At 46.2% G+C, this 14,218-nt stretch carries 14 protein-coding genes; 8 read left to right on the plus strand and 6 right to left on the minus strand.

Annotation, left to right across the window (positions count from 1 at the left end; genetic code table 11):
* Window positions 1–81: 81 nt before the first annotated feature.
* Window positions 82–939 (minus strand): DUF4349 domain-containing protein, encoded by an 858-nt coding sequence (locus tag A3EU_RS0110150; protein ID WP_020536048.1) that lies wholly within the window; start codon window positions 937–939, stop codon window positions 82–84.
* Window positions 940–1,337: 398 nt separating this feature from the next.
* On the opposite strand from A3EU_RS0110150, the gene fumC reads away from it, so the two are divergent.
* Window positions 1,338–2,729 (plus strand): class II fumarate hydratase, encoded by a 1,392-nt coding sequence (fumC, locus tag A3EU_RS0110155; RefSeq protein WP_020536049.1) that lies wholly within the window; start codon window positions 1,338–1,340, stop codon window positions 2,727–2,729.
* A 68-nt stretch (window positions 2,730–2,797) separates the two neighbouring features.
* Here fumC and A3EU_RS0110160 read toward each other — a convergent pair whose 3' ends face one another.
* Window positions 2,798–3,145, minus strand: coding sequence for a VOC family protein (locus tag A3EU_RS0110160; protein WP_020536050.1), 348 nt, complete (start codon window positions 3,143–3,145; stop codon window positions 2,798–2,800).
* Between the two features lie 193 nt (window positions 3,146–3,338).
* The gene (locus A3EU_RS0110165; protein ID WP_020536051.1) at window positions 3,339–5,399 is read right to left on the minus strand and encodes a S9 family peptidase; all 2,061 of its coding nucleotides are present in this window, start codon (window positions 5,397–5,399) and stop codon (window positions 3,339–3,341) included.
* A 223-nt stretch (window positions 5,400–5,622) separates the two neighbouring features.
* On the opposite strand from A3EU_RS0110165, the gene A3EU_RS32690 reads away from it, so the two are divergent.
* From A3EU_RS32690 to A3EU_RS35260, 6 genes are all read left to right on the plus strand, one after another.
* A complete protein-coding gene (locus A3EU_RS32690; RefSeq protein WP_020536052.1) occupies window positions 5,623–6,315 on the plus strand; it encodes a DUF4956 domain-containing protein in 693 nt (230 codons plus the stop codon).
* 4 nt (window positions 6,316–6,319) lie between these two features.
* Window positions 6,320–7,315, plus strand: a complete 996-nt coding sequence (locus tag A3EU_RS0110175) for an HlyD family secretion protein (RefSeq protein WP_020536053.1) — start codon at window positions 6,320–6,322, stop codon at window positions 7,313–7,315.
* A 2-nt stretch (window positions 7,316–7,317) separates the two neighbouring features.
* Window positions 7,318–8,580 (plus strand): hypothetical protein, encoded by a 1,263-nt coding sequence (locus A3EU_RS0110180; RefSeq protein ID WP_020536054.1) that lies wholly within the window; start codon window positions 7,318–7,320, stop codon window positions 8,578–8,580.
* A gap of 121 nt (window positions 8,581–8,701) precedes the next feature.
* Window positions 8,702–9,076 (plus strand): ArsR/SmtB family transcription factor, encoded by a 375-nt coding sequence (locus tag A3EU_RS0110185; protein ID WP_020536055.1) that lies wholly within the window; start codon window positions 8,702–8,704, stop codon window positions 9,074–9,076.
* On the plus strand, window positions 9,073–9,687 hold the full coding sequence (gene merTP / locus A3EU_RS0110190) for a mercuric transport protein MerTP (RefSeq protein ID WP_020536056.1): 615 nt from the start codon (window positions 9,073–9,075) through the stop codon (window positions 9,685–9,687). Before A3EU_RS0110185 ends, merTP begins: the two co-directional genes overlap by 4 nt.
* Window positions 9,672–9,878 (plus strand): GDCCVxC domain-containing (seleno)protein, encoded by a 207-nt coding sequence (locus tag A3EU_RS35260; protein ID WP_071596856.1) that lies wholly within the window; start codon window positions 9,672–9,674, stop codon window positions 9,876–9,878. The genes merTP and A3EU_RS35260 overlap by 16 nt, the downstream gene beginning before the upstream one ends.
* Before the next feature lie 83 nt (window positions 9,879–9,961).
* On the opposite strand, the gene A3EU_RS0110195 is transcribed toward A3EU_RS35260, so the two are convergent.
* Genes A3EU_RS0110195 through A3EU_RS0110205 form a run of 3 tightly spaced genes read right to left on the minus strand, consistent with a single transcriptional unit; the run spans window position 9,962 to window position 13,547 of the window.
* Window positions 9,962–10,906 carry a GNAT family N-acetyltransferase gene (locus tag A3EU_RS0110195; protein WP_020536057.1) on the minus strand — a complete coding sequence of 315 codons (945 nt, stop codon included), beginning with the start codon at window positions 10,904–10,906 and terminating at the stop codon, window positions 9,962–9,964.
* Window positions 10,907–10,910: 4 nt separating this feature from the next.
* Complete coding sequence (locus tag A3EU_RS0110200) at window positions 10,911–12,407, minus strand: leucyl aminopeptidase family protein (RefSeq protein ID WP_020536058.1); 1,497 nt, start codon at window positions 12,405–12,407, stop codon at window positions 10,911–10,913.
* Between the two features lie 18 nt (window positions 12,408–12,425).
* Window positions 12,426–13,547 carry an alpha/beta hydrolase gene (locus A3EU_RS0110205; RefSeq protein WP_020536059.1) on the minus strand — a complete coding sequence of 374 codons (1,122 nt, stop codon included), beginning with the start codon at window positions 13,545–13,547 and terminating at the stop codon, window positions 12,426–12,428.
* A 156-nt stretch (window positions 13,548–13,703) separates the two neighbouring features.
* Here A3EU_RS0110205 and A3EU_RS0110210 point away from each other — a divergent pair, with 156 nt between their 5' ends.
* Window positions 13,704–14,198 carry a c-type cytochrome gene (locus tag A3EU_RS0110210; protein WP_020536060.1) on the plus strand — a complete coding sequence of 165 codons (495 nt, stop codon included), beginning with the start codon at window positions 13,704–13,706 and terminating at the stop codon, window positions 14,196–14,198.
* Window positions 14,199–14,218 lie beyond the last annotated feature (20 nt).

Raw genomic sequence — 14,218 nt, forward strand, 5'->3', positions numbered from 1 at the left:
CATTACCTGATTGCTATAAAAGAGGTTGAGTAAAGTCATGACTTTACTCAACCTCTCTTCGTTTTATACTTACATACTGCTCTAGCGGCGCAATCTATTCCAAATGGCCTTTCTACGCCAAACCAATACGCCAAGTAGTAATAACAAAGGCCAAATACTCAATATTCCCAAAAACAGGTTCTTGATGATCGATACACTGAAGCTAAGGCTGTCACCGATGTCATCCCCGAAGCGACTCCACCATGGACTGGCTGCCTGTTCCTCTTTTTGCTCATAAAGCTCTAATTGAATAGTACTCATCGCTGACCGTTGTGTTAGGTAGCGCAAGCGGCCTTCTTGTGCCTCTATTTCTTCCTGTAAGCGCCGGATTTGCTCTTCTGCTAGCAGGATTTCTTCCACTGTTTTTGCTTTTGTACGCAAAATTTCTTCGTAACGATCCCGCACTGCCTTCTTGGTCTTCAAGCGGCTTTTTACATCAATATATTCCTCGGTTACATCCTGGGTCGTTACTTGCTGATAGTTGACCTCAACCGCCATCTTCATAATACTGTCCAGCACCCACTGAAAATCCTGGGCAGGTACGCGCAAGCTCAACGACACTTGTTCCTGATAGGAATAATGCTGCCAGTTCAAATCGCCTAGGTAGCCTGCTTTTTGTTCTACCAATCGCTCAATGGCTTTCACGCGTTGGTTGATATCAACGACCTCCATTCGGCATTCGGCGGTACGGAGGAGCACTCGTTCTTGTACTTCGCTGGGCGGTGCTGGGGTCGACGTCTGTGAAGTACGAGGAGGTTCTTGATCGCCCTCGTAGCTCTTAGCATTATACTCTTCCATTTCGCTGGGAGCAGATTGGGAATCATAACTGGCAGCTTCTTGCGAACAAGCGAATAGACTTGTGCTCAGCGCTACGATAAAAAGGATATTTCGTAAATACATAGTGGTGTTTTTTATTTCGAGTGGATAGATGCAGTTGGTCATGATTTTGCACAAGCGGCATTGTTAATGAGGTGTCAATGCCCACCCTCGGTTCTGCGAACCGGTCCTGCCAGCGGGACACAGTAGGGGAGTGCTGTCCTTTGCTCCTTCCCAAGGCACGAAAGAGAACATCGTCGCTCAAACGGCCCACTCTCCGCAAACACAGAAACTGCTAGCAAATAGACCGCCTTGTCCTCCGCTCGGGCGGAGGCGTCCAAAGGACGGAGGTGGGCCAGCCCTCGCTCAAACACCTCACTCAATGACGACTCCTCTCACAAACATAAATCACCATCGAAATCAAAACCGAAATCCTTACCTTCGCGTTTTATATTTGAATAAAAAACCAACCTCCATCTCGTATGCAATTTCGTACTGAACATGATAGTATTGGCCCCGTAGAAGTACCTGCTGATAAGTACTGGGCAGCACAGACCCAACGCTCTCTCGAAAATTTCCGCATTGGCGGGCAGCAAATGCCTATCGAAATTATCCGCGCTTTTGCTATTCTTAAAAAGGCTGCGGCTAAAACCAACGCTGAACTCGGAGTTCTTGCTGCCGAAAAATCGGAACTCATCGGTAAGGTTTGTGACGAAATTACTGCTGGACAACTAGATGATCAGTTTCCGCTAGTGGTTTGGCAAACAGGTTCTGGTACGCAAAGTAATATGAACGTCAATGAAGTGGTTGCCAATCGAGGCCACGTCATGCAGGGAGGTAAACTTACGGATGCAGACAAGGTTCTCCACCCCAACGACGATGTCAACAAGAGCCAATCTTCTAATGATACTTTCCCTACGGCTATGCATATTGCTGCATTCACAGCCATTATGGAAACGACGCTGCCCGGCCTCGAAAAACTTCGGGACACCCTTCAGGCAAAATCAGAAGCGCTCCAGGATGTTGTAAAAATTGGGCGTACTCACTTTATGGATGCAACTCCATTGACGCTAGGACAGGAGTTCAGTGGTTATGTAAGCCAGCTGAATCATGGTATCCGTGCGATCAAAAACACCCTTGCTCACTTGGCAGAACTTGCCCTTGGGGGTACTGCTGTAGGTACAGGGTTAAACACCCCTCCTGGATACTCCGAATTGGTTGCCAAAAACATTGCAGACCTCACCGGGCTGCCTTTTGTCACCGCTGAGAATAAGTTTGAAGCCCTCGCGGCGCATGATGCTATTGTGGAAGCTCACGGTGCATTGAAGACCGTAGCTTGTTCTTTGATGAAAATTGGTAACGATATTCGGATGATCTCTTCCGGGCCACGTTCTGGTATTGGAGAGATTATCATTCCGGCCAACGAGCCTGGGTCTTCTATCATGCCGGGCAAGGTCAACCCTACTCAGTCGGAAGCCCTCACGATGGCTATGGCTCAGGTGGTAGGTAATGATGTTGCTATTAACGTTGGCGGTATGACCGGCCACTTTGAATTGAACGTCTTCAAGCCGATGATGATCTTCAACTTCTTGATGTCGGCTCGCTTGATTGGTGATGCGGCAGTCAGCTTTAACGACAATTGTGCGGCTGGCATAGAACCCAACAAGAAGCGGATCAAGGAACACTTGAACAACAGCTTAATGCTGGTGACGGCACTGAATACCAAAATTGGTTACGATAAAGCGGCCAAAATCGCTAAGAAAGCCTATAACGACGACACGACCCTTAAGGCTGCGGCCCTGGAATTGGGCTACCTTACCGCCGAAGAATTCGACGAGTGGGTACGACCTGAGGATATGATTGGGAGTTTGTAGTTTTTTATTTTCACCACATAGTCACATAGATTTTTTGAGGAAAACCTAATTTGACTATGTGGTGATTTTTATTTCTCTTTTAACTCAATTTTTCGGCCATCTAAATCTTTAATGATGGCAAAGTATCCCCATTGGGAATCTTTGGGCTCTCTGAGAATTTCAACCTTATTCTTCTTTAGGTTCGATATTGTTTCCTCCAAATTTTCGATAGTAAATCCCAATCTTAGGGAGCTGTCTGAAGTCTTTTGATTCTTCATCAAAGTATAAATTTCAAATACAGTCCCTTCAATTTCCGCCGAAAAATGCCACGGTCCTTTCTCGTGTTGGTGGTATTCAAATACCATTCCTATCTGCTCATAAAACGCTGATAGCTCTTTGGGCTTATCGCTTCGAATTACTATTAAATTTATTTTCATTCTTTTAATTTCAACTTATCTCGTGCTCAAGCCAACGGCTGAAGCGTGAGGCGTACCGACTTTCTAGTCGAGAACTAAGGGCAAGAAATGGGGTTCCGCACTGCTCCATAGGGTCGGGTTTCAAACCCGACCCTATGGAGCAGTGCGGCAGACAGCCTGGTGCCAAGGCACGAAGGCATGGCCCCATAAAATACTACTCCCCTTCTTCTTCCTCCTTGCCGGAATAGGTTTCGAACCAAGCCAGGGTGTGGGCTATTTTGGTGATCAGGTTGCTAGGGCGAGAAGCGATGCCGTGGCTAGCACCAGGAATTTCTACCAAAACGGTCTCTATTTTTCTCAATTTCAGGGCATGATACAGCTGTTTGGCTTCACTTGGTGGCGTCCGGAGGTCGTTCATGCCTACCATCACCATGGTGGGAGTTTGGATGTTTTCCACCAATGACAATGGTGAGAAGCGCCAGTAATCCTCGACATTTTCCCAGGGCTGGCCCTTCATGCGGTAGTTGGCGTAACCGTAATAGTTATCTGCCACCAGGGTCTTGCTGATCCAATTGACGACTGGCTTGGCTACGACCGCCGCGCGGAAACGATTGTTTTTGCCGACCATCCAGGCCGTCATGATGCCACCAGCGCTACCACCCGTGACGTAGAGCTGGTCTTCGTCGATGAGGTTTTCTTTCAGTAAATAATCTACGCCATCCATGACATCCTGGTAATCTTCGCCAGGGTAATTATTGAAGAGTAAATTGGCAAATTCTTCGCCATAGCCGGTACTTCCGCGTGGGTTGGGATAAAACACAAGGTAGCCCGCCGCCGCATAAAGTTGCATTTCCGCCGAGAAGCGAGCGCCGTAATTGAGGATGGGGCCGCCGTGATTTTCTACCAAGAGTGGATACTTTTTGGTCGGGTCATACGCTGGTGGTTTAACGATCCAGCCCTGGATGGTGCGTCCGTCGAAGGTGGAAGTGTATTTTACTTCTTCCACCTGACCTAGCTCTCGGTAAGTAAGTAGGTCATTGTTCAGCTTGGTGAGCAATTTGGGTTCCGCTTGCCCTTTGTTGAGAAGCGCAATATCGGCTGGCCTACTGGTACTGGTATGTGTAAAAGCGATGGTTCCATCAGTAGCGACGGAAAACGAGCCGCTGGCATACGGCCGGCCGATCGTGGTGCCGCCCATTTGGTTGGCCAAGTCTTTTTGTGCTCCACTGGTGCTGATGTACCCTATTTTTGTGTCGCCCCAATCGTCGTAGGTAAAGTAGAGCCCGTTGCCGTCTTTGGCCCATTGAATGTCCCCGATACTGCGGTCGATATTTGCAGAAATATTGCGCTTGTTTTCGCCCTTCTTATCCATCAAATACAAATGGGTCACTTGGTAGGCTTGCACCTTATCTTCGTAGCTGAGGTAAGCGATGGTATTGCCATCAGGCGAGGCTTGAGGGCTATAATCAGGGCCTTTTCTTTCTGTAAGGGCAGTAATTTCGCCGGTATTTACCGCTAATTGATATATCTCGCTGTTGCGAAAATCGTATTCCCAATCTTCGTTGCGGTTGGCAGAGAAGTAAATCGACTCCCCGTCTGGTGACCAGGAAAGACTCCCACGATGGTTGAAATCGCCACTGCTCAACTGACGAGCGCTGCCCCCTTCGGCAGGAATGACAAAAATGTGGGTAAACCCTGGCTTTAGGTAGCCACGCCCATCGGCTTCATGCTTGAGGCGGTCGGTGATGCGAGGGCTATCCGCCCACTTGGCACCTTTGGGCTTGGCGGGCATTCTAGCAATTACTGGCGGTGACTGGTTGACCATCATGGTAAATGCGATCATGGTGCCATCAGCAGACCAACTAAGGCTACCGGGGCTGTTCTCTAACTGCGACAAGCGGGCAATACGGCTGGTGTTTACCCAATAAACATATATTTCAGAGCCTTCATCGGTACTACTTGTAAACACGAGGCGATCACCGGTGGGTGACCAACGTGGTGAAGACTCGCTACCTTCTCTGGTACTTAATTTTTGGTGATTACTGCCGTCGGCGTCCATGATCCAGAGTTGCCCGGCAGAGCGGTCTTTCATGATATCAAAACCCATTCTGCGATAGACGATGTGCTCACCGTCTGGTGAAATTTGTGGATCACTGGCGTATTCCAACTCAAAAACATCGAGATAGGAAAAAGGAGAAAGCTCCGTTGTTTGCAGGGCCGCTTCCTGAATAAACAAGAAATTGACAAGTAGTAAGAAAAAGGTACGTATAAGCATTTGAACATTGATTTTTAGCGAATGTATGTAGTAGAAGGTAGAGCTATTCAAAGCCCTTCTTATTCCCGATGAAACGTAAAAGTCCTAATTTATAAAAAAAAAATTCAGATAAGTGGGCTTTGGTCAAAGGATATATAATGATTTGGTGTCATAACATAACAAATAGAAAACAAACTCTTTACATTTATTTAACTTGCGCGCCAAGTTATCGTAAATACTAACAATGGACTTTTCCCTTTTTCAAACCAACGTTGCTAACCCTACGTTCATTTCCACGGCCTACGCCATGCTCCTGGCTTTCATTCTAGGGTGCTTACTGGCTTTTACTTATGAGAAAACGACTGCCGAAATCCGGCTTTCTCACCATTTTTTGCAAGCCATGATTTTGGGTGCTATTGTAGCAGCTACCGTTATGCATGCTATCGGTGACAGCTTGGCGCGAGGGTTGGGCATGCTGGGTGCGCTCGCTATTATCCGGTTTCGTACTTCTATCAGCAATCCTCGTAATATCATTTTTATGTTTGCGGCGCTGGCTACAGGTATTGCTTGTGGTGTTTATGGCTTTAATGCGGCCTTTGCGGGGATGATGTCCTTTTGTGGAGCTGCTTTTGTCTTGCGCTATTCTCCTTTCGGAAAAACCCAGCAACTGGGAAGTATCCGCTTTAAACGCGATCGGGAAAATGCTTTTGATGAAAAAGATATCGAAACCATCTTACTTCGATATTGCGAACGCATTGAGCTTAGTCAGCTACAACTTTCGGTGGAAGAGTTTACCGAACGAGAGCTTTTTCGCTACGAATATATAATGGTCTTAAAATCAAAAGCCAAGGAGGAAAACCTGCTGGAAGATATCTTAGGAACTGGCGTGCTTTTCAACGTAAAAATCAACCGCAAACAACAAACCGAAGTGCTTTAGTCTTATGAAAATCAACCCAGTATATGTTCTGATGTTGATTGGATTGCTCGTTCTTGTTCCAATAGCGCGAAAGATTCAGCAACGACCTACCGCCTTTTATGGCATTGCCGAAAACCAAGATATTGACCTCAGCCTGGAGTATGCTGTATTGGTCAAGCGCATCTTGGTGAAGGAAGGCGAAGCCGTGGAAGCCGGCCAATTATTAATGGTATTGGAGCGCACCAATATTCCTTTCCTCCGAGCCAGTTTAATTCAAGAAAAGAAGCAACTAAACGCGGAGCGAGACGAGATACTGATCAAAAATCGAAATCGCCGCCAAGAACTGGACCAGGCCCAAACAACTGCTGTTTTTGAACTAGAAAATCAGCTTACGCAACTCACTGCCGAACAAGCACAAAATGACCGCCTGGTTCAGGGCCTCGAAAGTATTAATACTAACAGTGCATCCACAAATAGCGAGACCCCAGAAATCGCTGCGCTCCGTGCCGAACAAGCAACCGTAGCCCAGCCTTATATCTTGCAAAAAGGCAACCTGCAAAAAGAAACCCAGGCTGAGCTGAATAGCCTGACGGCACAACTGGAAAAGGTAGACCTGGAACTAGCGGAGTTAGAACGCGAGTTTCAGACACTGGAGCTTAAATCCCCCATCGACGGAGTTATTGGGAAAGTCAATTTTGTCCCTGGCGAACAACCCTCTGCGCGCGAAACACTCCTCAATATCTACCGCCTGCACCCTGATCAGGTGACGACCTATATCCCTGAAGGCCAACTGACAAGTCTAGCATTAGGAGACACCTTGGTCGTGCGTTCCGTCCAGGATCAGGAGTATGTTATCAGTGGTCAAATCATTGGTTTGGGCAACAAAATCCGCGAGCTGCCTGTCCGAATGCGGCGCGACCCTACGGTTCAGGCTTGGGGCCGAGAGGTTTTGTTAAAGATCCCTGTAGACAACCTCTTGATGCAGGGAGAACGGGTCTTGATTGAACAAATTATAGACTAGATATGATGAAGAATTTGCACAAAGGGTTGATGTTGTCTATCCTGATAATTTGTAGCCTTCTTGTTTCCGCTCAACAAACGGCCACCAGTACTGACATCCTCGGTACTGCACTACAAGACGAAGCCTACCAACAGCAACTAGGCAACGAGGCTTTCTTTAACCAATCACCGCTTGACATCCCCTATTTAGAGGAGTTGGAGTTTCGTACAGAAACCCATGAATTTGACCCCAACCTACAGGAGTATGCGCTGCGATTCAAATTCAACTCGCGGCGGCAAGTCAAGGTGCAAAAAGGGATCAATCAAGGAGAGCGCTCCCTTCGCTACTATGCACAACAAGCCTACTTGGAAGAGTTGCTGTTCCATCGCTACCAATTGTTGATTGATGTCTGGTATCATCAGCAACAGTTGGAAACATCAAACACACAAACGCCCTGGTATCAGGATCAGGAACAGCTCATCAGGCAACGCATTGCCCAAAATGGGCAGCGTAGTTATGATGATCTTCTGAAACTCGAGGATGATCGTTTGGCATTCCAACAGCAGTATTCAGAAAGCAGCCAAAAGCTACAACTCCTGACCAGACTTGGTAATAACTGGTTGGATACTCCAGTTGACAGTATCGTCTTTCCGGCTTTGCCTACACCAGCAGACATTGCCCTTTACTGGCAAGAGTGGCAATTGGATACGCTCGTTTTGCCTTGGTCCGTGCAGGCACAAAAGACACAGAAAGAATTGGTCTCCCTGGAATTGGCCGCGGAACAGGCGGAGAAACGCAACCGGCTCAACTTTCTTCAAGTCCGTTACCAGGGAGATAACAATCCTATTCTTAAGGAACAACTTACCCTGGGCGTAGGCGTCACACTGCCTTTTCGGTCGGCCCGGAGTGTGAAAAACCAATACCTTTTGCTAGAGCAGCGCGAAGAAGCTTGGCAAGAAGCCGAGAAGACCCGAAGCTGGCTGGAAAAATTACGCTCAGCGGAGGGGCAGCTCGCCAGCCAGCTGGACAGTTACGACCGGGCAAAAACAAGCCTGGAGGGCTACATAGATCAATTTGCTCCTCAGCGTTTGGCGGAGCTGGGCGTTTCTGAACCTGAATTATTGCTGCGTGCTCAAGGAGGTATCTTTTACCGACAGCAGCTTTTGCTGGAAGAACAGCAGCAGCTTTATCAGGATTATTTAGAGGTACTCTTACTTTCTGGCCGCCTTGGTCAGGCGCCGTATCGAAATTGGTTGAGTGTTGAGCGGGAGGGGATTGGTCGGTAGGTGCGGCTTTTTGTGCGGGGTGTATAAGTGAGCGTGTAAAAACAGGTTGTATTTCATTAGAAAAAACTAAAATTTTTATTTTAGCACTTGCTTAAATAAGCAATTAGTGTAATTTTGCCATATGAAAAATAACTCTTGCATAAGACAACAGGCTGATATTGAACAAATAAATCGTTGCAAAGACACGGTTTCAGAATTAAATGAATCGTTCGACTATTTGGCAAATGGACTTTCATTAGTCGGAAATAGCATTCGACTAAAAATCCTCTACCTACTCTTTGAAGAAAAAAGACTTTGCGTTTGTGATTTAAGCGATATTCTCGAAATGAATATTTCTGCCATTTCACAACATTTGAGAAAAATGAAAGACCGAAATCTATTGGAAACGGATAGAGAAGCTCAAACAATTTTTTATTCACTCACGGATGAATACAAAAAAATGCTAAACCCGTTTTTTGAAATACTTGACAAAAACAAAATTTCAGAAACGATATGAAAAATGAAAATAACCTAATTGGTGCAGGTTTATTAACTGCAATTACAGCTTCTTTATGCTGTATTACACCAGTTTTGGCTCTAATCGCAGGAACAAGCGGAATTGCTTCAACATTTTCTTGGATTGAACCTTTTAGACCTTATTTAATTGGACTGACAATTTTGGTTCTTGGTTTTGCTTGGTATCAAAAACTAAACCCCCAAAAAGAAATTGACTGTGAATGTGAGACGGACGAAAAACCAAAGTTTATTCAGTCAAAAACCTTTTTAGGAATCGTAACTGTATTTGCAATTGTGATGTTGGCTTTCCCTTACTATTCAGGAATTTTCTATCCAAACACAGACAAGCAAATAATCGTAGTTGACAGATTGGACATTAAAACGACTGAATTTAAAATCAGCGGAATGACTTGTGCGAGTTGTGAAGAACACGTAAATCACGAAGTAAATAAACTCAACGGAATTGTGAACTCAAAAGCATCCTACGAAAATGGAAATGCAATCGTTGAATTTGACAAAACCAAAACCAACGAAACGGAAATCGAGAAAGCAATTAACTCAACAGGTTATAAAGTAACCGACAAAAAAGAAAACGAATGGAAGTCCAATTAAAATCAGAAATTACTTGTCCAAAATGCGGACATAAAAAGGTAGAAGATATGCCAACAAATGCTTGTCAATTTTTCTACGAATGTGAGAATTGTAAAACGGTTTTAAAACCAAAAGAAGGAGATTGCTGTGTTTATTGCTCATACGGAACAGTTCCTTGTCCACCTATCCAAGAAAACAAATCTTGTTGCTAATAAAAAAAACGAATGCCCACAAGGCATACAACAGTCATACACAGCAAAAGCTGGCAATGTCGCATACACGAGGACGGTAAATATCACCTCCTATTCCTCCACCATTTCAATGCACGGTACAGATAAGAACGTTGCTGCTGCACCCGGTAATAAGTGGTCTTAGTAGCGCCAAATTGTTCCCGGATCGCAGCGATGGCTGGAATCATGCTTCCCTCAAAATCAAAGATGGGTAATTTCAATTGCTGCTGGGTAAAATCAAGGGCCTGGGCGATGAGCCAGATACCTGATCCACTGTTGCGCAGCTCAGGGTCATCGCCGGAAAGGTGGTAATAAGCTGCTTGTTTATCCCACATCACATAAGCAACGGAGTGAATATTATCGTCTGCATCCACTGCCGCAAAAATCTGCCTTCTTCCGGCTTTAGCCAAAGCTTGATCGTGGCGCTCTAATTGCGCAAAAGAATAAGGAAGAGCGAGCCCCTGCCGAGTAAAACTCAGTTCGTTTATTTGATGAAAAGTAGAAAGATCAAGTTCCGTTTTTAGCGTAAGTAAAGCATCGGCCTTGCGAATATTCCGGCGCATATTTCGGTTAATCCCCGAGCGCCAGTCCTGCCCTTGGCCCAACGATAGACGGTGCGTGTGATAGGCGAATGTCTGGAAACTATCTGGAAGCCGTGGAATAAAATCATTAGCCAAGGGGCTAAATTGTTGGTCAATCCCAGCAAAGCGCGGTAGTGCTTTTAAGAGTGAACTTAGGACTTCTTGGGATGGATGCTGCCTAAGCTCCAGACCAGGAATAAACCCCATATACTTGGTAAACAAAGGCATCGTCACGTAATGCAATCCCATCCGATGCTTGTGAAAATAAGGAAAGGCGGCAAGTGCCTTCTTCCCATCCATCACCAACACTACCGACCACTGTCCCTCTTCCACAACGGCATCCAGGTACCAAGGCTCGCAACAGAGTGGTAAGTCTGGCAAAGTGGCACAAAAAGCCGTATAATCTTCTTTGGAATAGCTAATCTCCAAACCCTTACTCTTGCGTAACCGACATCAAAAACTGGATCAATAGCCGTATGCCATAGCCCGTAGCTGCCTTGCCTTTCCCGTAAGGTGTATCGCCAAAAGCGGTGCCCGCAATATCGAGGTGTGCCCAAGAAGGGTGGTTATCCGTGAAAAATTCCAGAAACTTGGCAGCGGTGATCGCACCTGCCACCGGGCGGCCACTGAAATTTTTGATATCAGCGACATCCGATTTCATATCGTCGCCGTATTCTTCCCAAATAGGTAGACGCCATACCCGTTCGCCGGTTTGCCGGCCAGCCTGCTCTAGATGATGCGCCAGTTGGTCGTCATTGCTAAACAAAGCTGCTGCCTGATAACCGAAAGTCCGAACGCTAGAGCCCGTGAGAGTTGCTAAATCAATGATGACTTGTGGTGCGTGTTCACGGATGACATACGACAAACCATCAGCTAAAATCAAGCGACCTTCTGCATCCGTATCGATGATCTCGATGGATTTACCGCTGTAAGAGGAAATAACATCACTAGGCTTTACTGCCAAGGCATCCACGGAATTGTCCGTCGAAGGAATCGCTGCGACCAAATGTACTGGCAATTTTAACCGCGCAGCAGCTTCCATCGTTCCCAGAACCGCTGCAGCGCCACCCATATCACTCTTCATGTAGTGCATATTGGTGGAAGGCTTGATGGACAAGCCACCAGTATCGAAGGTTACGCCTTTTCCTACCAAACCGATTTTGGGCTGGGTGCCATTACGGTTAGGGCCTTTGTATTCCAGAAAAATAAAAGCCGGTGGTTCAGGGCTTCCATAATTAACGGCCAACAAAGCGTGCATCCCAGCTTTAGTAATCTGGTCTTTGTCCCAGATGGTCGCCTGATAGCCGTACTTCTCTGCCGAAGCTTTTGCCCAAGCTGCAAGGTCATGAGGATGTTTATAATTTGCGGGCGCATTAACGAGCGCCATCACTTCCGTTTGTGCCTGGGCGATAATTAATCCCCGTTGGCAGTATTCTTTAGCCGCAGCTAATTGGTCTTCAGGTAAAACAATGCTCAGTTCGAAATCGGCTCCTTGCACGACATTAGATTGACCATTACTGGTCTTATAACGCCCTAAATGGTAGCTCCCTTGCCACAGCCCGTTGACAGCAGCTTCACTAAGCAACCCAAATAAATCATCTCCTTCCGTGGCTGGCCACAGAAGGGTCGTCTTTGCAGTAAGCAAATGACTATGCTTGCTGGAAAGGTGCTGAAAAGCTTGTAAGGTTTTACTAAAATTGACGTTAGCACCCAAGCCTAGAAGGACAAATAATTGGTCGCCACTGGGAAGACTCATCACTTCTTTGGCTCCAGCTTTAAAGCTGCGAAGAATCACATCTTTCTGTTGCCCAAGTAATTGACTAATCTTTGCAAGTGGAGCAGCAGCTATTTGTCCCTGGTCTTGACTGACCGGGATAATAATTGTTTGCTGTGCTTGTTGTTGGAAATCCGATTGAAATTGTAGCGTCATTTTTAGGTTTTTGGGATCCTAGGTGGTGGTTAATTGATCGTGAAAGAAAAGCCAGCTCAATGCCATAGGAAACTCTTCTCCCCAGCGGGATTCATTGTGCTCCCCTTCTGGATCGACGGAGAGGAAAAATTCCGGCTTTGTTCTTGAAGCCTGATTTTCCAAAGCTTTCTTTAATCGTTGCAGGTTAGGGATCATTGTGGCACTTTCCTTTTTACCACCATAGAGATAAACCCTTCCTGAAAAAGGATCTTTCAGGTTCAGCAGCTGGAAAGGAATATTGGGGGTAACCCAAAGTGATGGCGAAAAGACCATCAGGCGGCCATAGACTTCCGGGTACATCATACCAGCATAAATGCTGATCAGTCCACCCATTGAACTGCCTCCGATACCGGTATTATGGCCATCAGTAAGGGTTCGAAACCGTTGATCGATATAGGGTTTGAGCCTTTCGGCTAAAAATTTGACATAAGAACGGCCTTGTCCTTTACCAAAGCGGGTTTCAGTGGTAGAAGGTGTAAACTCTACGATCCGCTTATCCATGGCATGGTCAATGGCGATAATGATGACGTCACCCCGGCCTTCCTGCTGTAGTTGCGCCAAGCGTTTATCTACGGCCCAGTTGCCATAAGGTGCATAATCATCAAAAAGGTTTTGCCCGTCCTGTAGGTACAAAACGGGATAATGCCGATCTGTTTCATAATAATCGTGAGGAAGTAAAGCTGCAATCCGTCGGGTCTGTACGGATGACGGCATCTCGAAATCGTTCTCGATGATTTCAATCTTGGGCAAGAAAGCCCCTGGGAAAGAAAACCGGTCCTGTTTCCAACGAGCTACTTTATCTGTGACTTCATGATGGGAGCGCAAAACCTGTCGATTGGGGCGATCATTGCCATTATCGTCGAGTTCTACATGATCCCAACTGCCACGAGCATATTTATATTCGAGTATTTCAGGAAGGTCGTTGAGTGGAAGTTCCAACCGAAAATGACCTGTAGCAACCTCCCGCATCCGGTAATGCTCATCAGCTACCCGCCAACGATTAAAGTTACCTACAACATAGATGGGTTGCTCTTCTTCATTGGTTGCCAGAAGATTGAGCGTAAAAATTGTCCCATTGTTGGCTGAAACGTTACTTGCCATGTTTGGTTTTCGTAAAGTTCACAAAGATAGGGATTTCAGGGATGTGTGCTATATGATTCTTGAAAATCTCTTTTAACTTTAGGTTCGCTGACCTTCTGTATAGTAAAAAGTAGAGCAAAACCATCTGCCAAGGTAACCGAAAAAAGCAAAACACCTATGCTACGCCACTTTTCAACAATCGCCACTTTATGCTGGCTCTTACTCACGGGCTTGTTTTTCCTACTGTGCTTCAGTGAATGGCAAAGACCAAACTCCTCACAAATCTTTTATTGTGGAACCGTGTCGCCTATTGAAAAATGGGCGAACGACCCTAAGTACAAAGATTTAGAATTAGGTAAAAGCATTTTCCGCAACAATTGTGCGGCCTGCCATGCTAACGACATGAAGACCAACCTAACGGGGCCTGCACTAGGCGAAATCCGTGAGCACTGGAGGGATCATGGTGGTGACACAGCCTTGTACGCATGGATCAGGAACTCACAAGAGATGATCGCTTCGGGCGAAAATCAACGCGCACAAAAGCTTTGGGAGGAGTGGGGGCCAACCATTATGAATAGCTTTGAAAAGCTGACAGACGAAGAGATTGATGCGGTAATAGGCTACATTGAAATGAGATACGGGGGGATTTATAGCAACAATATCAGCTCATAGGGCTCCGAAATTCTCTAAAA

The organism is Lewinella cohaerens DSM 23179 (assembly GCF_000379805.1).
Lineage (GTDB): Bacteria > Bacteroidota > Bacteroidia > Chitinophagales > Saprospiraceae > Lewinella > Lewinella cohaerens.

What these genes read in the sequence shown, in the direction of transcription:
- A3EU_RS0110150 (WP_020536048.1), bottom strand. Translation starts at nt 939, where the DNA reads ATGTATTTACGAAATATCCTTTTTATCGTAGCGCTGAGCACAAGTCTA.
- fumC (WP_020536049.1), top strand. Translation starts at nt 1,338, where the DNA reads ATGCAATTTCGTACTGAACATGATAGTATTGGCCCCGTAGAAGTACCT.
- A3EU_RS0110160 (WP_020536050.1), bottom strand. Translation starts at nt 3,145, where the DNA reads ATGAAAATAAATTTAATAGTAATTCGAAGCGATAAGCCCAAAGAGCTA.
- A3EU_RS0110165 (WP_020536051.1), bottom strand. Translation starts at nt 5,399, where the DNA reads ATGCTTATACGTACCTTTTTCTTACTACTTGTCAATTTCTTGTTTATT.
- A3EU_RS32690 (WP_020536052.1), top strand. Translation starts at nt 5,623, where the DNA reads ATGGACTTTTCCCTTTTTCAAACCAACGTTGCTAACCCTACGTTCATT.
- A3EU_RS0110175 (WP_020536053.1), top strand. Translation starts at nt 6,320, where the DNA reads ATGAAAATCAACCCAGTATATGTTCTGATGTTGATTGGATTGCTCGTT.
- A3EU_RS0110180 (WP_020536054.1), top strand. Translation starts at nt 7,318, where the DNA reads ATGATGAAGAATTTGCACAAAGGGTTGATGTTGTCTATCCTGATAATT.
- A3EU_RS0110185 (WP_020536055.1), top strand. Translation starts at nt 8,702, where the DNA reads ATGAAAAATAACTCTTGCATAAGACAACAGGCTGATATTGAACAAATA.
- merTP (WP_020536056.1), top strand. Translation starts at nt 9,073, where the DNA reads ATGAAAAATGAAAATAACCTAATTGGTGCAGGTTTATTAACTGCAATT.
- A3EU_RS35260 (WP_071596856.1), top strand. Translation starts at nt 9,672, where the DNA reads ATGGAAGTCCAATTAAAATCAGAAATTACTTGTCCAAAATGCGGACAT.
- A3EU_RS0110200 (WP_020536058.1), bottom strand. Translation starts at nt 12,407, where the DNA reads ATGACGCTACAATTTCAATCGGATTTCCAACAACAAGCACAGCAAACA.
- A3EU_RS0110205 (WP_020536059.1), bottom strand. Translation starts at nt 13,547, where the DNA reads ATGGCAAGTAACGTTTCAGCCAACAATGGGACAATTTTTACGCTCAAT.
- A3EU_RS0110210 (WP_020536060.1), top strand. Translation starts at nt 13,704, where the DNA reads ATGCTACGCCACTTTTCAACAATCGCCACTTTATGCTGGCTCTTACTC.